Genomic DNA, 20,297 nt, shown 5'->3' on the forward strand with positions numbered 1-20,297 from the left:
TCCTAAGTCATCTACGTGATGCTTTAAAATTTAGTTACACAACACATTGTTATCAATATTTATATAATGAAATCAACAACTATTCAGGCTATTTTTTTATTTGGGCTTTTTGCTTTAAATCCTATGAATGCTCAGGAAATGAAACAGAATTCTATTTCCCTGCTACCTAAAGATTCTTTAAAAACAAATGATTCTAAAATCCCTTTTGACGGTTACGATCTGACTTGGATCAACGGTCAAAACCGTCAGACGGATTTTCCTTTAACTTTAAAAGATAAAGACGGAGAAACGATTTTAACGGGTGTAACGTATGTAGATGCCTATTACAACTACGATTTCCGTAATCCGAAAGATAATACACACACGATTTCATCAGCCATCGGTCGTTCCAATGAATTTACAATCAACATGGCAAGTATTGGTTTGGAAACCAACTACAAAAATATGATCGGGCGTTTATGGTTACAATATGGGCAAATGGGCTCTATCGTTCAGGATTTGGATGGAACGGTGAATCATGGTAAAAATACAAGCGTCAATAATTTAAAAAACATCCGAGAAGCTGCGGCAGGTTATCATTTCGACGTAATGCACGGTTTGAATGTTGAAGCCGGGATTTTCATGAGCTACATCGGTTTGGAAAGTTATGTTTTGGGTGAAAACTGGAATTATCAGAGAAGTTTGGTCTGCGATTTTACACCGTTCTATTTTCAGGGAGCGAGAATTCAGGCATATCCTTCAAAAAAATATAAGGTTGAACTTTGGTTATTAAACGGTTGGCAGAGTTATAATTCATGGAATAAAGGTCTTGGATTAGGAGTTTCCAATTATTACCGTCCGAATGAAAATCTTCAGTTGGTTGCTAATTTTTATTTAAACGGAAAAGATACCAGAAATAATTCTGATGTGCGTCGTTTTCACCATGACCACAGTATTGTTGCGAGATATTTCCACAATAAAAAAAGCAATGGATTGTCTCAGGCTGCATTCAGTATCAACAACCATTACGGATTCCAGAGCGGAGGCGGTTTGAAGGCAAAAGACAATTACATGATCGGAACTTCCATTGCCAACAGACTTTGGTTTCATCATAATAAAGTGGCTTTATCTTTAAGAGCCGATGCCATTTCTAATCCGGGAGCTTACTTAGCATTCTCCCCTTCTCCTGTTCCAAATAATGATTTTAATGATGCCCTAACAAATGGAGAAAAACTGAAAATGTTACAGGGAACTGCAACGGTTGACATCATGCCAAATCAATTCGTAACTTTCAGATTAGAATATGGATACAGAAAAAGTAATATTCCTTATTTCGCCGGACCTCAGGGAACAACCAGCCCGGATGGATGGATCGATACGCCAGTTGACTCCTGGAGACCGGATTTAAGAAAATCTGACAGCAGAGTGACTTTGGCAGTGATGTTTAGATTATAAAAAATTAATTAACTTAATTTCATGTGAAAAGACTAATTCTTTTTACTTTTAAACTAAAACACACATGAAGAAATTTTTCACTGCAAGTATACTTTTAGGATTATTTTTTCCGAAAGCACAAAGTTCAGATTCTTTAAAGCTAAGTAACTTCAAATTATCTGTATATACGGAACTCTTTTATACTTATGATTTTAATGAACCAACTAATCATTATCGTCAAAATTTTATCTATACATACAACAGGCATAATGAACTTAATCTTAATCTGGGTCTTATAAAAGGGAGTTACGAAAGTGATAATCTTCGCGCCAATATTGCTCTCATGGCAGGAACTTACGCACAGGATAATCTTGCGGCAGAACAGAATGCATTACGATATGTAAATGAAGCCAACATTGGAATCAGACTTTCTAAAACTAAAAATTTATGGGTTGATGCAGGAATTATGCCTTCTCATATCGGTTGGGAAAGTGCCGTCGGGAAAAATAATTTCAATGTAACAAGAAGTCTGGCTGCAGAAAATTCGCCTTACTTTGAAACAGGAGCTAAAGTTTCTTATACAACAGATAATGGAAAATGGTTTTTGAGTAGTCTGGTTTTAAATGGATGGCAGAGAATTGCCAAAGCAGAAGGTAATCAGAGTTTATCTTTTGGACATCAATTAACCTTCAAACCGAATGATAAAATTACGCTGAACAGCAGTTCGTTTATAGGAAATGATAAATCTAAAGATGATAAAAGAATGCGATATTTCCATGATTTATACGGAGATTTTCAACTGACGGAAAAATTTTCTGCATTGCTTGGTTTTGATATCGGAGCCGAACAGAAAGAAAAAGGAAGTAAAAGTTACAATCTTTGGTACACTCCGAGTATTTTGATGAAATATCATTTGGATGAAAAATGGACTTTAGCCGGAAGATTAGAATATTATAATGATAAAAACGGAGTTATTGTTTCAACAGAGACACCAAACGGATTTCAAACTTTCGGGTATTCTCTGAATGTGGATTATGCAATTTTTAAAAATGTGCTTTTCCGGACAGAAGCAAGAGGATTTACTTCTAAAGATGCCATTTTTGTGCAAAATGATGAATTAAAACAGGGGAATTTTTTCATTACAGCAAGTCTTGCGGCTTGGTTTTAAAATTACAGGAAGATAAAAGCTGGAGGTTAATACAAAATTGACTTCCTGCTTTAAACTTCAAGCATTATTTATGTTTCAAAAAATTAAATTAAAAAGAATAAAATCAATGTCATCATCAGCAAAAGATTTTCTGGAACTTATTCAAAAATCCCGAAAAGGAAAGTTTAAAATTTACATCGGAATGAGCGCAGGTGTAGGAAAATCTTTCCGTATGCTTCAGGAAGCGCATGCTCTTTTGCGAAACGGAATTGACGTGAAAATCGGCTACATCGAAACTCATCACAGAGAAGAAACGGAAGCTTTGGTTGAAGGAATTCCCGAAATTCCGAGAAGATCGTCCTTTTATAAAGGTAAAAATCTGGAAGAAATGGATCTTCAAGCAATTATCAATATTCATCCTGAAGTAGTTCTCGTGGATGAATTGGCACATACAAACATCGAAGGCTCAAAAAACAAAAAAAGATGGCAGGATGTTTTGGAAATTCTCGATAACGGAATCAACGTCATCAGTGCGATGAATATTCAGCATATTGAAAGTTTAAATGAAGAGGTCAGGAAAATCACAGGAATTGAAGTTACAGAAAGAGTTCCAGATAAAATTTTAGCTTTAGCAGATGAGGTTGTTAATATTGATTTGACGGCGGATGAATTGTTGACCAGATTGAAAGAAGGAAAAATCTACAAAAAAGAGAAAATTCAGACAGCTTTAAATAATTTTTTCCAAAGCGGACATATTTTACAGCTTCGTGAACTGGCTTTAAAAGAAGTTGCAACTCATGTCGAAAGAAAAGTCGAAACCGAGATCAAAACTGAGAACTTTAAACCTATAAAATTCCTCGCCTGTATAAGCAGTAATGAGAAAATTGCGAAAAATATTATCCGCAAAACAGCAAGACTGGCAAGTTATTATAATAGTCCGTGGACAGTTTTGTATATTCAGAAACCGGCAGAAAATCCTGAAAAAATTGCACTGAACAAACAACGTTTTCTAATTAATAATTTTAATTTAGCACAAGAATTGGGAGCAAAAGTGATGCGTGTAAAAGAAAACAGCATTCATAAAGGAATTTTGGATTATGTGATCGAGCACAACATTACAACGGTTTGTATTGGTAAACCTCATGCGCATCTTTTGCAGAGAATTTTTGGCTACAGCTGGATTTATACGCTAATGAACCGATTGAATGAAAGACAAATAGATATTATCATTTTATCCTAAAACAATGAAAATCAAAACAAAACTCACGTTAGGAGTAGGTCTTTTGTTTGTACTGATCGTTTTACTTTCAGTGATTGGCTCAGTGTACATCAACAAATTAAAATCCGACACAGAGAAAATTCTTACTGCTAATTATAACAGTATAGAATTTTCCAAAAATATGTTGTTGGCTTTAGATAAAATAGAAACCGACAGTGCCGTTGCAATCAAAGATTTTAAGAAAAACAGCATTTTACAGGAAAAAAATTTAACAGAATTTGGAGAAAAGGAAGCCACTCAAAACCTTAATTTACATTTTAAAAGTTACCTTCAGCAACCTTCTGATGAAAAAGAAAAACTGATCCGCGAAGATTTGGTAACGATCATGTCTCTGAATATGAAAGGTATCGAGCGAAAAAGCGACATTGCCATTATCACTGCGGAAAATGCTACTTTTTGGATCGCTACTTTAGGGACGATTTGTTTTTTAATTGCTGTTACGTTGTTATTTAATCTTCCTCAAACTATTGCTGAACCTATTAATCAGTTGACTTTCAGTATAAGACAAATTGCAAATAAAAACTATAACGAAAGAGTTCATTTTAAAGGAAGTGAAGAATTTAACGATCTTGCCAATTCCTTCAATATCATGGCGGAAAAACTTCAGGAATACGAAAGCAGTACGCTATCAGAACAATTAATGGAGAAAAAGCGTATTGAGACTTTGGTTAATAATATGCACGACGCGGTGATTGGTCTTGATGAAAACCATTTCATCTACATGATCAACGATGAAGCACTGAAAATCACCAATTTAAATAGAGACGAAATCATCGGAAAAACCGCTCATGAAGTTGCTGTGAATAATGATTTGGTAAGAGAATTATTGAAAAATATTGATCTTTCGGTAAAAGAGCCTATTAAAATCGTTTCTGATAACAAGGAAAATTATTTTGAACAGGATATTATTCCGATCAATATTGTAAGAACAGGCGAAAAAGAAAAAAAATACATCGGAAAAGTAATTCTATTAAGAAATATTACACCTTTCAAAGAACTTGATTTTGCGAAAACCAATTTCATTGCAACTATTTCTCATGAGCTGAAAACTCCGATTTCCGCCATTAAAATGGGTGTACAATTATTAAATAATCAAAAATTCGGAGAGTTGAATGATCAGCAAAAAGAATTAGTAAACGGCATCAATGATGATGGACAACGTTTGTTAAATATAACAGGAGAATTATTGAATTTATCCCAAGTTGAAACAGGAAATATCCGTTTAAACATTGAAAATTGTTCACCAAAAGAAATTGTTCAGGCTGCGATAAAAAATGTTGAGAAATTAGCAGAACAGAAAAATATTTTAATTAATCTCCAATATTTACTGAATGATAATGATTTTGTTTCTGCAGATTTTGATAAAACGGTTTGGGTGATGAATAATTTTCTGAGTAATGCCATCAAACATTCTTTTCAGGATGAAAATATTCAGATTTTAGTTGAAAAGATTAATTCAAATATAAAATTTAGCATTACTGATACCGGAAAAGGAATTGATGAAAAATACCATCGTCAGGTTTTTGAACGGTATTTTCAGGTTCCCGGAGAACATCAAAACGGAACCGGACTTGGTTTGGCTATTTCTAAAAATTTTATCGAAAAACAGCACGGAGAAATTGGGGTAAAAAGCAGCTTAAATCAGGGAAGTACTTTTTATTTTGTGTTGCCTTCAGTTTAAATTAAACTTTACAAATAACTTTTTATAAATTTGAGTTTTAAAATTTAGCTTAACCATGAAAAGTATTTTTTCAATTCTATTTTCGCTCTTTATTTGCTTCAATATTTATGCTCAAAATTCAGGCACGGAGTTTTATAGTCCGGATTTTAAGTGGAAAATCCAGATTCCGGAAGGTTTTGAAAAAGTAAATAGTGAGGAATGGGCTAAAATGCAGGGAAAAGGAGAACAGGCTTTAGAAAAAACTGTTGGTCAAGATGTTATAAATCATAGTAAAACAATTTTCATTGTTAAATCCGGAAATTTCAATTATCTTGAGACCAATTACCAACCATTCGACACTAAAACAGATGGCAATTATGAGGAAGCCAATAAATTTGTAAACGATATTGTTTATAAATCTTTCAAAGAAAATATGCCTGATGCAAAAATTACAAATACAACAACTAAAGAAAAAATCAATAATCTTATCTTTTACAAAAGCAGTTTCAAAATATTAATGCCTAATAATATGACGATGGAAATGATTATGTTCAGCAGATTATTTGGTAAAAAGGAATTTACTCTAAACATAATGTTTATGGATCCTGAAAAAGGAGAAGAAATGCTAAATGTATGGAAAAACTCAACATTCAGTAACTAGTTTAATTGAGAAATGCCTGAAGTTTCATTTTATTATTTTTTTATTGCAAGTATTTGCTCGACATTCATTGTAAGTATTTATTTTTTGATTCAAAAGTGTTCAACTCATTTACTATCCTGAATATCTTCATGGAAGAAGCAGAAAAATAACTTTAAAGAATCTTGATCAAGAACAAATTTTGATGTTTGAAAATTTATTAGAAGGAAAAGCAGAAGATTTTATTAATATGAAAATAGAACTTATTCCCGTTATAGAAATTACAAATTATGATCAGGATATACCAATGCCGCCTTCCGGTCCTCATTGGGAATTTCCTGATGAATGGGAAAACTATCACATTTCGGCAAGTCTAAAAGTTGGTTTTTCCGAAAGTTTTACACCTTATTTTAAAAGCTCTTCTTTATATAGATTAAGTGAAATTTCGGATGAAGATTTATTAAAAATTATTGAAAGAGAAATTTCAGAACTAGAAACAGATGAAGATTTTGAAATTGAAGATTTATTGAGCCCTCTTGATGGCGGATATATTTTAAAAATTGATGATGTTGATAAATATTTCCCGCAATGTTGTACTGATTTAAGTGACATTAAAGACTGGGAAAATTTGCTTGATAACGATGAACCTCATTTTTATATAGGTCATCCCTATCCAAAGGTTGAAAAATCCGGAAATAAAATCGTTTTTGATTTTTTGAATTCGCCAATTAAAGAAAATTATGCCCCTCCTGTTTTTGAAGATCGTATTGAAGTTGATAAAGAATCATTAAAAATTGCAATTGAAAGTGCTAAAAACGAACTTCATTGTTTTGCTCAACAACTCATAAAAATCAATATATCACAAAATTTAAATATTCCTGCAATTGATAAAATATTGATTTACGGAGTTAAAGAATAAAAATGTCAAGCCTGATCTATCAATCACAAAAAGCAGATCCTACCCTTTCCGATTTTGTAGAAAGTTTTTGGATGCTCGATAACCTTTCGGAAAACAGAGAAGTCATTCTTTTACCCGATGGAAGGATTGATCTGATCTTTTCTCAATCTTTAAAGGATCCGTTTCATATTGTTTTGTTGGGAATCGGAACTCATCCGGAACAGGTTGTTATTGCAGAAAAAACGAAGATTTTTGCAGTGAGTTTTAATTTATTGTCAACAGAATATATTTTACATCAAAGTGTTTCTGAATTATTGAATGATGCGAAAATTTTACCGCAAGACTTTTGGAATTTCAATGTTGATGATTTAAACAATTTTGATAAATTTTGTGAAAAGATTTCAATTAAGATTAAAGAAGAACTTTCCACTCAAAAAATTGATGAAAGGAAAATTAAATTATTTGATTTAATTTATTCATCAAAAGGTTCATTAACGGTGAAAGAACTTTCGGAAAAAGTCATTTGGAGTGAAAGACAAATCAATCGTTATTTCAATCAGCAATTTGGGATTTCATTAAAATCATATTGTGGAATTCTGCGTTTCCGAGCTTCTTTTCAACATATTAAAGAAGGGAAATTATTTCCCGAAGAGAATTTTACCGACCAGTCTCATTTTATTAAAGAAATTAAAAAACTTTCCGGTTTTCTGCCGAAAGAGCTAAGCCAAAACAAAAACGACCGATTTATACAATTTTCCGTATTGCCCAAAAAGTAATTTTGTACCATAAAATTTAAGTTATGGTCATAGAAAATAAAAAAATAGCCATTGTTGGCGGCGGTCCGGGAGGATTAACTTTAGCAAGACTTTTACAATTAAAAAATGCTGATGTAAAAGTGTATGAAAGAGATGAAAATAAAGATGTTCGTTTGCAGGGCGCAACTTTAGATCTGCATGAAGAATCGGGATTGGAAGCGCTTCAAAGAGCGGGATTAATAGATGAATTTAAATCCAATTATCGCCCGAATGCCGGAAAATTAAAAGTTTTAGACAAAAATTTAAATGTTTACCTCGACGAACATACTTCTGAAGAATCTTATGCAGAAGATCGTCCTGAAATCGACAGAGCTCCTCTTAGAAAAATTCTACTGGAATCTTTACAACCTGAAACCGTGGTTTGGGACAGTCAGTTTATTTCAATGGAAAAGCAGGGAGAAGACTGGAAATTGCATTTCAAAAACGGAAATTCTTATTATGCGGATATCGTGATTGCAGCTGATGGAGCCAATTCTAAAATTCGACCTTATCTTACGGATATTAAGCCTATTTATTCCGGAGTAACGATGGTTGAAGGTAATATTTATAATGCGGAAATTAATGCTCCCAAAATTTGGAAGTTGGTAAATGGTGGAAAAATTTTTTCTTTAGATAACAATCAGTCCTTGCTTTTCAGTACAAAAGCCGACGGAACTTTGACTTTCTACACAGGATGCAAAACTGATGAAAACTGGGTAGAAAATTCAGGAATTGATTTTAAGAATAAAAATCAGGTTTTTGAATGGTTTAAAGATGAATTTTCTTCATGGAATAAAGATTTTCATGAATTATTTGAAAGCGATGATATCTCTATTATTCCAAGACCACAATACCACTATCCTCTTGATCAAAATTGGGAAACTTCATCAAATCTTACTTTATTAGGCGACGCCGCTCACAGAATGCCTCCTTACGCCGGAGAAGGAGTAAATATGGCGATGCAGGATGCTTTTGAACTGGCTGAAAATCTAACAAATAATGAGTTTAAAGATGTGAAATCTGCTATTTCAAATTACGAACAAGAAATGTTGAAGCGTGCGTCTAAAATCACGGAAACTACCTTATTCAATACAGAAATGCTTCATGCTCCGAATGCAATTGAAAATCTTTTGAAGATGTTTCAGGGAGAAGGAGTCTAAAGTTTAAATTCAGTGTTCGATGTTTTGAACTTTATGTTTGAAGTGGGGTTCGGGCGAGAGCTTTGCTCTCGCCCGAAACTTTTTATAATTTCTATTCTTAATTTTAAATTTAATAAATTAGTTTTAACATTAAAAATAACACACTGTAAAAAATGCACAATTTCGAGTTAACTTTATCTGGAAACATAAACGTAAAAATTGAATCCATATTCCAGGAGATTACTTACAGTGGAGTATTGGAAGGATATCCTTGTGAAAAATTAAATAAAATGGTTCTTAATAATAAAGAATCTTACGCACGAAGAATCTTCAATATGGATGAAGTTTATCTTATTCCTCCCACAATTAAATTTATAGATGGTGAAGAACATAAAGTTTGGGGTAAAGCTCAGGAACTTCCGATGGTTACCTGCATTGCAGAACTTAAATGTCTTGATGTTTTCAGGGATATGAAAAAAGATTATTCGAATCTGATTGTGATTTGGTTTCAGGATTATTATACATTTCCCATTCAGGAAGATATTTTAGAAAAGTTACTCAACATTCCTTACAAAGAAGTTTGCGGAGAGTTTGATTATTAAATTTAATTCCAATTCATTATCAATTTATATTCAATACAAATGACAGCAACATTTTTCCCAAACCAAGAAGACTTCCGAAAATGGCTGGAAGAAAATCATAAAATCGAAAAAGAACTTTTGGTCGGATTTTACAAAGTCGGAACAAAAAAACCATCCATAACCTGGTCGGAATCCGTAGATCAGGCGTTGTGTTTTGGTTGGATTGACGGTGTCCGAAAATCGATTGATGAAGAAAGTTACAGCATTCGTTTCACACCCAGAAAACCGACAAGTATTTGGAGCGCCATCAATATCAAAAAAATGGAAGATCTTACCAAAGCCGGATTAATGACTGAAGCCGGACAAAAAGCTTTTGCTTTGAGAAAACCAGAGAGATCTGCAATTTATTCTCACGAAAAAGAATTGGCAACTCTTTATCCGGACTACGAAAAACAATTTAAAGCCAATAAAAAAGCGTGGGAATTTTTCAATAATCAAGCTCCATCTTATAAAAAGGTGATGTTACACTGGATTACGAGCGCAAAACAGGAGAAAACCAGATTGTCGAGACTGGAAAAGACAATTGAGGAAAGTGAATCTGGTAAAAGAATTTCACTGTAATGGTTGAATTTTTAATTATTGTCGCAGTACTTTTGGGAATTTCAAATTTTTATTTCTTTTTATTTTTTAGAAGAAATGATAAAAAACGTAAATCAAAAATATTCTTTGGAGTAATTTTCAGCCTTACGGTTCTACTTGATATTATTTTAATTATAAAAAATTCTGATTCTTTTGCTTATAAGGCTTTAGAAAATATCTTATTCTTATTGTTGATAAACATTTTAATTCCCGGCTATTTTTTAATGCTTTGGGGAATTAATTCATTGTTAGAAAATATCCTTATTATTCGGGGGTATTTTTCCTATAATGTCATATTTTCAATTCTGATTTTGACTTCAACAATGCTTTATTATTTTTTAGGTATGATGATTTTATCGTTTAATTATTTTCAATAATTTTAATTACACTCTAACTAAATTCATCATCAATCTTAGATATATAGCTGAATAATCCAGTCTATTAAATGAATTGAGAATTTACTTTGCTTAAAATATTGTTATACCTTTGATTTTTTAAGTAAAATTTAAAATCAGAATAATAGATGAATACAGATACACTAGATTTTTGGGTAGGAAATTTCCAGAGTGAAGAGGATTTTTATGAATTCGTGGAAGAGGATGAAAATTTCTACATGGAAGAAGAATCTGACGAAAAATATATATCAAAATTTGCAGAATCTCAAGATACGATCTGGCTGGATCATGATTTCGTAGAATACGGTTTTGAAGACGGAAACAGAACAATCTACGAGAAATTTGCAGAATATTCTTTTGCTGAACAATGGCTTCCGATTTTGGTAAACAGACTAAATGAAATCAATCTGAAATTCGATATCAATTCTATAATTTTCCTGAATAAAGGACAAGTTCCTAAACCTGTTTCTGTGGAAGAGGACTTCTTTTCGCTGGTTTATATCGGCGGAATTGACTTCAGTGCTTAATTATTTATCATAAAATACGTAATGGATATCCATACTGCACTACAAATTGGGGATTATCATATCAATCATTGCGAGGATTTTCTTGTCACAAAGAAAATCGGAAGCGATAAAATATTATGTGCAGTAATGGACGGTTGCTCAACAGCTATGGAAAGTCATTTTGCGTCAACCATGATTGGCAAAATTTTACGGAAAATATCTGTTGAAAAAAGCTATCAGGAATTATACGAAACCAATAATAGTAGTAATATTGAAAAAGATTTAAAATCAGTTTTAAAAGATTTATTCAGAGAAATGATTTCAATCAAAAATCAATTGATGCTTGATGAAAAGGAATTATTGACTACATTAATTCTACTTCTTTACAACAAAAAAGAAAATGAAGGAATTGTTTTATGTATTGGAGATGGATTAATTTGTATTAATGGGAAAATCACCGAATTTGAAAGAGATAATAAACCCGATTATCTGGCTTATCATTTGAAAGAAGATTTTGAAAATTGGTATGAAAATCAAACTCAGAAAGTATTTTTTAGTCATCTTGAAGATATTTCTATTGCTACCGACGGAATTTCTACATTCTCTCCCGTTAAAAAGACCGGTCATGATGAAAAAATAAACCCTATTGATTATCTTTTACTTGATAAAACCAGCATCAATTCTGAGGAAATGCTTTCTATAAAATTAAAAAAACTGGAACATTATTATGGCATGAAACCGACGGATGATTTAGCGATAATCAGAATTACAAAATAACTTTTAAAAAATTCAAAAATATGATTTCCAGAAAGTTGCTTACTATCAATATTATTGTTCTTACCTTACTTATTGTAGCTCATACTTTAGGAAATTATCTTATAATTTATCCGATGAGGTTTGATTTTTGGGAAGTTGTGGAGGGAAGCAAACCACAATACCTTCTCTTTGCTTTGGCTTTTTTTGCTTTGGTTTCTTGGTTAATTAGTCATTTAAAAATTAAAGATTTTTCTTCAAAAAATAAATTTCTTCTGGTTTTCACAATTTTATGCAGCTTGTTGTTTTTGTATGTCGGTTATTATAATTTGAGCATATTTTTTCAGACCCAAAAAGCAATAACAAAAAGTGAAAACGAATATATCGAACAGGCGAAAAAAGATATAAAAAACGACAGTATTGTCTTTAAAAGTTATGGGTTTACCCTTATTCATCTATGATAAAGCAACATATCAGAAAATTGACAGCATCAGAAATAGTTATGGAATTCATGCTAAGAATACGGGTTGTACTGTAGATTACATAGAAAATAAAGGTCGTGATAAATATGATGAAATGGTAATGCCATTTCTCGAAAAAAGAAATGGTAAAGGATGGCATAAAAAGATGCTTGACAATATTGATAAACTGAAAAAAGTAGAATTGCATCCTCAAAAATAAATTTCATTAATATTTTAGTTTTTAAGAGAATTTTCGTTAAATTTAAAATACACATTATCAATCAATATTTTAAAATGGATTGATAACGAAAAACTAACCATAAAAACTAAAAACATGAAACCAAACTTTAATCTCATTCCTAATATCTTTAGGTAAAATTCATATACATTTTGTGTTTTCAAAAAATTCCTTTCTGAAAGTAAGGAAAGATTGTTTATATGTAATTCTTAATTAATAAAAACTGTTACCATGAAAATCGGAATTTATATATCAGGATTAGGTCAGTTAAATGATAATAATTCTGTTGAAAAATATGCAGAGCGCCTGAAAAATGAAATGAATTTCAATACTAGATATCTCCAGTACCAAACAAAAACTGAAAAAATAAATTATACTAAAGACAAAGAAAGTATAATTGTGAGCATCTATGAAAAGAGTTCACCAAGCGAAATTATTTACAAATTTTATGATTTCAGATATCATGAAATACTTACTGAGAAATTCAACGGTAGATCTTTGATTTTTAAAAGTTTTTGGTTATTATTATTAGTTATAGGTAAATTTCCATTAATTATTAAAAGAATATTTTCTCCAGCAAGCTATAGCAGACCTTTCCAGTTATTCTATGTTTTTTCTATTTTTTTAGTTTTATCATTTTCTTTGGTTTTAATGATTCCTGCAGTATTAGAAATCATGACAAATACCTTTAAAGAAAATCATATTGACTTATTAGTGTTAAAAAATTTTATTTATAAAGGAGACATCCCTTATTTAGCTATAGATTGTAAGAATGCCCGTTTCTGTTTAGACATTGATAAAATTTCTAAAGGAATTATTTTATTTACAGCTTTATTAGTATTGATTATCCCTAATGCAAACACAATCATTACGAACTTAGCTACAAATTTTGTTTGTGCTAATGATTATTTACAACATGGTTCTCAAAGACAATTGATCCAAGGCAATCTTGAGCATCTCGTTGATTATGTTACAGAACACGAAAACGATTGTGAAATCCATCTTCATACTTATAGTTTTGGGACAATTTTAGGACTGGATTACATTTATCCTTATGGAATAAAAGCTTCACAAAATGCTCTAAAATACTGTAAAGCAATTATTACGATTGGAACTCCGTACGAATTTGTAAATTCTTATTATCCAAAATTTTATAAAAATCGTGAGGTCAAACCTGGAGATTATCTTCAATGGCTTAATGTTTATTCAATTGCGGATGCACTTGGTACTAATTTCAGAAGAGATTCAACAATTGGTGCAGCAGAGTTTGGGCTAGAAAATACATTAAATAAACCGATAAATATAAACTATGAAGTTTCTCCTTTAAATAAAGCTTTTATTACAGATTTCATTATGCTACATAGTATAAGAACTCATGAAATGTATTGGGATCCTAAAACAGAAGGACAAAGCTGTTTGGGACTGATATATAATGAGATGAAATTCAGAAGTTTAATCTAAGTTATTTCTTTACAGGTTCATAAAAATAAGGAGGACGAGCTCCCATAGGAGGAACAACAAAAGATCCTTTATTTGAAAAATAGGTAAAAAAACCGTTCTCTTTATTTGATTTATCAGGATAAAAAATTAGTTCTACCGATTTTATTTTATCTGAATCATCTTTAATTTCGCCAATCTCGAAGTATTCAAATACAAAAGGGTCATTCGGAAAATCATAATATGTAATTTCTTTTTTATCAAAATCTATATATGCATTTTGCTCCTTATCTCTGAATAATTTCTGGTTTTTAAAGTAATTCTCAATATCATTTTTATTGCCGAATGGAATAACCTTAGTTTTTGGATCTCCAAACATTACATCACTTACAGAATCTGTGCTCAAGCCAAGTAACGTAAGTTTTTTACCATCAAATCTGAAATAAAATTCAAATGTTTTGCTTTTACCTTTTGTAATTCCTGTTGCCGAAAAATTACAAAGTGTTTCAATTTTTTTATTCTCCTTAAAAAAGGATTCAGGATGTGAAGTATAAGAATCGTCAAATTTTTTTAAAGAAAAATTACCCTTATTTTTTGTTACAAAAAAGCCTGTTTTCGAAAATTCAAAATCGCCTAAATAGTCAGGAGAATTTTCAAACGCAACGTTCTCAAAAATGTCTTGATTAAACCAATCAATTTCGTCTTTTATTGTGGAAGTTACCTTAAGAATCGGGTACGGACCATCATGATAAAAGAGCATCATTCCTAATTCTGGATCAATGTATTTATCTATATTGTCAGCTTTATGAGAATTGAAATCTTTAACAAATTTTTCAAAAATAAGAAGAGAATCATTTTTTTTACCTTTTACCGTTTTAATTTGATTTTCAAATGGTTTCCCTTCAATTTTCTGTTCTTTTTTATTTATTAAAAATATAAAAGTTGCCAATAAAATAACAACAACAATAGAAGCGAAAAAATATACTTTGAATCTTCCCATTTTACAAGCAAAAATATTTTTAAAATTTCGAATAATTATCCTCAACAAAACTCCTTATGATAGAAGCTTCTTTAGGATTTATATCAAAATTTTCTTTTACCTCTTTTAAATTTTTATCTGAAAATAATTTAAAGAAAATACAGGCATTAAAATAAGAACCGATTTTTGACGGATGCGTATCATCATCCCACATATTCAGATCAGGATGTTCTTTTTCAAAAACATATTCCATTGCTGAATGTTTTGTGAACGTAAGATTGGTTTCTTTTGTGATAGCAGCATATTGATTTTCCAGATATTCTTTTTCTTCTTCTAAGCTTTCGAATTTTTTTGAACAATATCTTTCGTTGATATCCTCTATCTTGTGTGTGTAAACCGATTTAGGATAACAGATCTGATAAGGATATTGCTCCTTTCCTACCCACGTTGCAAAAAGATAAAATTTTGCCTTTTTGTTTTTATCATAGCCTTGAAATGCTTTAATGCTAGGCACAATATTTATAGCAACTTCCTCCGGAACATAATATCCTAATGTTCCATGTTGCAAAACTACATCATCCCAATCCTTTTCATCAAATTTTAACTTTGCAATACCTTCCGAAATATGGTGTTCTAACTGAGTTCCGGGTGAAGTAATCTGCGTAATTTTATAACTAATAGTATTGTTTTCATTCAACATTTTCTCCAGCATTTGAGGCATATCGAAATAATACGTCAGACTATTTCCGATAAACAAGATTTTCCTTTCCTGAGCACCGAAAAAAGCACTCAGGAAAAGAAAGATCAGTTGAAAAAAATATTTTTTATTCATTCTATGATTTCATTTAAAGTTCTTTAAATAAATTTTCTGAAGTAGATTCTATAAACTGCAAAATACCGAACTTCATAAATCTTTCAATTTTTTCTTTCTTAATAATTCCTAAAAGATTTTTTAGCTGATCTCCTTTTGCAGAAATAGAATGATAAAAAATTATAATTTTACTACCATCACTATTTTCTATCAATTTAAATATTTCTCTTATATATTGTCGGTCAGAATAATCTAAAGAATGTCCCCAAAAATAAAAAGTATATTTATCAAAACCTTTAAATTCATTTGTAGAGTGAAAATCTTTTAAGAAAAGATAATCAGTCTCTTTATGTAATTTTTGAAAATATTTAGTGAACTGAAATAGTTTATGCTTTTTTAGTGAATCATGAATATCATCTACTCCTAAAACTATTTTCATTTTATTTAAATTATTAATGTAATTCTCAGAATCATCATTCCAATTTGATATTGCATTTCCATGTACAAATTGATAATAGTTTTCCCTTTTTTTTAATTTAGCACCTATCTTTACAAGAAATTCATTATCAGTAGTTACATCACTTTTATAAAAATTTTCGTAGGTTGAAGTATAGTTAAAACTAAAAACTTGATTTACATTCTCAAATAACACTTTTCCATTTCTCAATATAAAATCTTCTTTTTTTTCTTCCTTAAGATTACTATAAAATAAATTAATAATGTAAATTATATAATCATTGAATATTCCAATAAATTCCTCTAGTGAACTATACAAAAAATTAAAAAAGTCTCTTTCTTTATAATACTGAACGTATTTTCCTATATTTAATATAAATTTTTCTTGAACAATCAAATAGCGATCATATTCACTAAATATCCCAAAAGATTTTAATAATGATGATTGTAATTTATTTTTAAAATATTCTTTATCTAAATCTATTGGGACAAAGAACCTTGATATACCACCAATATTTCCAAAATTTGGTTTTTTTAATTCATTTTTATTAAAGCTTTCAAAATATTCTAACACAGAAAGTAAAATTCTTTCAATTTCAGTTTCAAAGTCAATCCAAGTTTCAATTTTATTTTCATCAACTGATTTAAAATATTGAAACCAAGAATTTTCCTTAACTCTATTTTTAATTGAAGTAATTAGATCAATATCAAAAACAAAATTTTCTGTGTGATAGAATTCCTCAATTTGATTATAAAACCAATTATCTTTTTCTTTAAAAGTTTTACCAAATAAATCTGAAAAAGAAACACTATTGTTTCCGCTTTTAAGTTTTTCGATTTCAGATAAAATAGAAATTAGATGATTATAAGATGTTGGTAAAAAATGTCTTAAATCAAAACCATTACCAATAATTACAATTTTTTCTTCCATAAAATTAATGCGCTTCCAGCCAATTATCTCCTATTCCGACTTCCACCAACAACGGAACCTGCGTTTCAATCGCATTTTCCATTTCCATTTTAATAATATTTTTGGCTAATTCTACCTCATCAATCGGGGATTCAAACACCAATTCGTCATGAACCTGAAGCAACATTTTTGTCTGTAGTTTTTCTTTTTCCAGTTCCTTTTGAATTTTAATCATCGCCATTTTCACAACATCTGCAGCACTTCCCTGAATGGGAGCATTCACAGCATTTCTTTCGGCATGAGCTCGCACCACAAAATTTCCGGAATTGATGTCTTTCAAGTGACGTTTTCTTCCTAAAATTGTTTCAACATAACCGATTTCACGAGCTCTTTTTACTTGTTCCGCCATATATAATTTCAACTTCGGATAAGTGTCATAATAGGCCTCGATCATTTGTTTGGCTTCAGATCTGGATAAACCGGTTTGTTCGGCTAAAGCAAAAGCTCCTTGGCCGTATAGAATTCCAAAATTAACGGTTTTTGCCTGTCCACGCTGAGTTTTTGAAACTTCTTCCAATGGAATATTAAACAATTTTGCCGCTGTTGAAGCATGAATATCTTCTCCGTCCTGAAACGCTTTGATCATATTATCTTCACCCGAAATTTCGGCAATCAGACGAAGTTCGATCTGTGAATAATCGGCAGAAATAATCTTCTTTCCTTCCGCAGAAACAAACGCTCCACGAATTTGCTGACCTCTCAAAGTTCGGATCGGAATATTCTGTAAATTTGGGTTTACACTCGCCAAACGACCTGTTGCAGCCGTAGTTTGTGAGAAATTGGTATGAACACGGTTGTCCGTTTTTTCAATCTGTGACGGTAATGCATCAACGTACGTCGATTTTAATTTCTGATACGTTCTGTATTCAAGAATATGCTTGATAATTTCGTGTTTTGAAGACAGTTTTTGAAGCACATCTTCCGAAGTCGCATATTGACCTGTTTTTGTCTTTTTTGCTTTCGGATCGAGCTGCATTTTTTCAAACAAAATTTCGCCCAACTGTTTCGGCGAATTCATGTTGAATTCTTCCCCAGAAATTTCAAATATTTTTGATTCTAATTGTCTTAAATCATTTTCAAGATCAATACTTTCCTGAGCCAGCCATTTTTCGTCCAAGGAAATTCCGGAAAGTTCCATTTTAGCTAAAACTTCCATTAACGGCATTTCAATATTAAAAAATAAATCCTCTAAATTTTCTTTTTTCAATTGCGGTGCAAATAACTCATACAACTGGAAAGTTACGTCCGCATCTTCTGCTGCGTAATCCGTTTGAGTTCTTAAATCTGCATCTCTAAAAGTCCCCTGATTTTTTCCTTTTTTTCCAATAATCGTTTCAATGGAAACAGGTTTATAATTTAGATACATCTCTGAAAGATAATCCATTCCGTGTCTTCCGTCCGGATTTAAAAGGTAATGTGCGATCATCGTGTCGAACATCGCTCCTTTTACAGTAATATCATATTGTTTCAGGATTTTATAATCGAATTTTAAGTTGTGAGCCACTTTCAGCAAATCTTCTTTTTCGAAGAATGGCCTGAAAATTTCCAGCGTCTGCAACACTTCTCCCTGATCTTCCGATAAAGGAATATAATACGCCAATCCTTTTTTATAAGAGAAACTCATTCCGACCAATTCGGCTTCTAATTCATTTAAAGAAGTTGTCTCTGTATCAAAACAAACCACTTTTTGTTTCAATAAATTCTGAACTAAAATTTTCTGAGCTTTCGCATTATTCACAAATTGATATAAATGATCATTTTGCTCAATATTTGATTTTGAAGAAGTTGCCTGATCCAATTCTTCATACGTTGCAAAAAGATCTAATTGACCAACCGCCTGTGCAACTTTTTGCTGTGGACTTTCAGTTACAGTAACCTGAACTTCAGCAACAACAGTCGTTGTAATTGCAGTCGGAGCAAAAGCTCTATAAAGATTTTCGTATAATCTCGTAAATTCTATCTCTTCAAAAACTTTTTTTGCCTGCTCAAAATCGGGTGTTTCAAGGTCGTATTGTTCCTGATGGAATTCAATCGGAGCATCACAAATAATAGTTGCTAATTTTTTAGATAAAATTCCGCGTTCTGCAGAAGCTTCTATCTTTTCTTTTATCTTACCTTTAAGTTGATCTGTATTTGCCAAAAGATTTTCGATACTTCCGAATTCTTTCAGGAATTTCATAGCCGTTTTTTCTCCAACTCCATCCAATCCGGGAATATTATCAACCGCATCGCCCATCATTGCTAAGAAATCGATCACCTGTTTCGGATCTTCAATTTCGTATTTAGCCTTCACTTCTTCAACGCCTAAAATTTCAATATCTCCACCTTTTAACCCTGGTTTATACATTTTAATTTTATCCGTAACGAGCTGTGCAAAATCTTTATCAGGCGTTACCATGAAAGTGGTATATCCTTCTTTTTCAGCTTTACAGGCAATGGTTCCGATCACGTCATCTGCTTCATATCCTTCCATTCCAAGATACGGAATATGCATCGCCTCCAAGATCCTGTGAATATATGGAATCGCAATTTTAATGGCTTCCGGAGTTTCACTTCTATTTGCTTTATACTCAGCGAAGTCATCTGTACGTACACTTGCCTGTCCGACATCGAAAACCACCGCTAGATGGGTCGGTCTTTCTCTTCTGATTAGTTCGATCAAAGAATTGGTAAAACCAAAAATCGCAGAAGTGTCCAATCCTTTACTGGTAATTCTCGGGCTTCTAATCAATGCATAATATCCCCTGAAAATCATCGCATAAGCATCGATGAGAAATAACCTTTTATCTTGTGTTGCGTCCATATTTTCCATAAGGAACAAATATAAGGATTCTTCTCTTTTTCTTTTGTATTGATACTATTTTCTATGACGATTTTATTTTAATATTTTTCTTTTGTCTTAACACAAAAGAAACAAAAAGCCAAGACTTAGAAACTGAAAGCTAAAAATTAAAATTTAATCCTAAAATTCCAAAAACTTGTACGATAACAGTATTTGTCCTTTAATTCTAAATTCGTCTCGCGCTTCGAACAGTGGGAATTTCTTAACGGATTAATTTTTAATTTTCTTAACGCTTCAGCTTCCGAGGTCGGTTTTGCGATAT

Annotated in this window: 19 protein-coding genes; 15 read left to right on the top strand and 4 right to left on the bottom strand. The window is 31.5% G+C overall.

The window, feature by feature from the left end:
• Positions 1 to 66 precede the first annotated feature (66 nt).
• From ABD940_RS17730 to ABD940_RS17800, 15 genes are all read left to right on the top strand, one after another.
• Positions 67 to 1,434, top strand: coding sequence for an outer membrane beta-barrel protein (locus ABD940_RS17730; protein WP_345206933.1), 1,368 nt, complete (start codon positions 67 to 69; stop codon positions 1,432 to 1,434).
• Positions 1,435 to 1,498: 64 nt separating this feature from the next.
• Positions 1,499 to 2,581 (top strand): porin, encoded by a 1,083-nt coding sequence (locus tag ABD940_RS17735; RefSeq protein WP_345206935.1) that lies wholly within the window; start codon positions 1,499 to 1,501, stop codon positions 2,579 to 2,581.
• Positions 2,582 to 2,687: 106 nt separating this feature from the next.
• Complete coding sequence (locus ABD940_RS17740) at positions 2,688 to 3,800, top strand: sensor protein KdpD (RefSeq protein WP_345206936.1); 1,113 nt, start codon at positions 2,688 to 2,690, stop codon at positions 3,798 to 3,800.
• A gap of 4 nt (positions 3,801 to 3,804) precedes the next feature.
• On the top strand, positions 3,805 to 5,520 hold the full coding sequence (locus ABD940_RS17745) for a HAMP domain-containing sensor histidine kinase (protein WP_345206938.1): 1,716 nt from the start codon (positions 3,805 to 3,807) through the stop codon (positions 5,518 to 5,520).
• 55 nt (positions 5,521 to 5,575) lie between these two features.
• Positions 5,576 to 6,160 carry a hypothetical protein gene (locus ABD940_RS17750; RefSeq protein WP_345206940.1) on the top strand — a complete coding sequence of 195 codons (585 nt, stop codon included), beginning with the start codon at positions 5,576 to 5,578 and terminating at the stop codon, positions 6,158 to 6,160.
• A 181-nt stretch (positions 6,161 to 6,341) separates the two neighbouring features.
• Positions 6,342 to 7,055: a hypothetical protein gene (locus tag ABD940_RS17755; RefSeq protein ID WP_345206942.1), complete on the top strand. Its 714-nt coding sequence runs from the start codon at positions 6,342 to 6,344 to the stop codon at positions 7,053 to 7,055.
• 2 nt (positions 7,056 to 7,057) lie between these two features.
• A complete protein-coding gene (locus ABD940_RS17760; RefSeq protein ID WP_345206944.1) occupies positions 7,058 to 7,810 on the top strand; it encodes a helix-turn-helix domain-containing protein in 753 nt (250 codons plus the stop codon).
• Between the two features lie 23 nt (positions 7,811 to 7,833).
• A complete protein-coding gene (locus ABD940_RS17765) occupies positions 7,834 to 8,988 on the top strand; it encodes an FAD-dependent oxidoreductase (protein ID WP_345206946.1) in 1,155 nt (384 codons plus the stop codon).
• 152 nt (positions 8,989 to 9,140) lie between these two features.
• Positions 9,141 to 9,569 carry a hypothetical protein gene (locus tag ABD940_RS17770; protein ID WP_345206948.1) on the top strand — a complete coding sequence of 143 codons (429 nt, stop codon included), beginning with the start codon at positions 9,141 to 9,143 and terminating at the stop codon, positions 9,567 to 9,569.
• Between the two features lie 39 nt (positions 9,570 to 9,608).
• Positions 9,609 to 10,169: a YdeI/OmpD-associated family protein gene (locus tag ABD940_RS17775; RefSeq protein ID WP_345206950.1), complete on the top strand. Its 561-nt coding sequence runs from the start codon at positions 9,609 to 9,611 to the stop codon at positions 10,167 to 10,169.
• A 541-nt stretch (positions 10,170 to 10,710) separates the two neighbouring features.
• Positions 10,711 to 11,109: an immunity 22 family protein gene (locus ABD940_RS17780; RefSeq protein WP_345206952.1), complete on the top strand. Its 399-nt coding sequence runs from the start codon at positions 10,711 to 10,713 to the stop codon at positions 11,107 to 11,109.
• A gap of 21 nt (positions 11,110 to 11,130) precedes the next feature.
• Positions 11,131 to 11,865: a protein phosphatase 2C domain-containing protein gene (locus ABD940_RS17785; RefSeq protein WP_345206953.1), complete on the top strand. Its 735-nt coding sequence runs from the start codon at positions 11,131 to 11,133 to the stop codon at positions 11,863 to 11,865.
• Between the two features lie 20 nt (positions 11,866 to 11,885).
• Entirely contained in the window at positions 11,886 to 12,302 is a 417-nt protein-coding gene (locus ABD940_RS17790) for a hypothetical protein (RefSeq protein WP_345206955.1), read from the top strand.
• Entirely contained in the window at positions 12,277 to 12,522 is a 246-nt protein-coding gene (locus tag ABD940_RS17795) for an FEKKY domain-containing protein (RefSeq protein ID WP_345206957.1), read from the top strand. Before ABD940_RS17790 ends, ABD940_RS17795 begins: the two co-directional genes overlap by 26 nt.
• Before the next feature lie 249 nt (positions 12,523 to 12,771).
• Positions 12,772 to 14,001: a hypothetical protein gene (locus ABD940_RS17800; RefSeq protein WP_345206959.1), complete on the top strand. Its 1,230-nt coding sequence runs from the start codon at positions 12,772 to 12,774 to the stop codon at positions 13,999 to 14,001.
• A 1-nt stretch (position 14,002) separates the two neighbouring features.
• Here the strand turns inward: ABD940_RS17800 and ABD940_RS17805 are convergent, their stop codons facing one another.
• Genes ABD940_RS17805 through polA form a run of 4 tightly spaced genes read right to left on the bottom strand, consistent with a single transcriptional unit; the run spans position 14,003 to position 19,996 of the window.
• The gene (locus ABD940_RS17805) at positions 14,003 to 14,977 is read right to left on the bottom strand and encodes a hypothetical protein (protein WP_345206961.1); all 975 of its coding nucleotides are present in this window, start codon (positions 14,975 to 14,977) and stop codon (positions 14,003 to 14,005) included.
• Positions 14,978 to 14,996: 19 nt separating this feature from the next.
• Positions 14,997 to 15,788, bottom strand: coding sequence for a hypothetical protein (locus ABD940_RS17810; protein WP_345206963.1), 792 nt, complete (start codon positions 15,786 to 15,788; stop codon positions 14,997 to 14,999).
• Positions 15,789 to 15,801: 13 nt separating this feature from the next.
• Positions 15,802 to 17,154, bottom strand: coding sequence for an AbiH family protein (locus tag ABD940_RS17815; RefSeq protein WP_345206965.1), 1,353 nt, complete (start codon positions 17,152 to 17,154; stop codon positions 15,802 to 15,804).
• Between the two features lie 4 nt (positions 17,155 to 17,158).
• Positions 17,159 to 19,996 carry a DNA polymerase I gene (gene polA, locus ABD940_RS17820; protein WP_345206967.1) on the bottom strand — a complete coding sequence of 946 codons (2,838 nt, stop codon included), beginning with the start codon at positions 19,994 to 19,996 and terminating at the stop codon, positions 17,159 to 17,161.
• Between the last annotated feature and the right edge of the window lie 301 nt (positions 19,997 to 20,297).

The sequence above is a fragment of the Chryseobacterium ginsengisoli genome, from assembly GCF_039542325.1.
Lineage (GTDB): Bacteria > Bacteroidota > Bacteroidia > Flavobacteriales > Weeksellaceae > Chryseobacterium > Chryseobacterium ginsengisoli.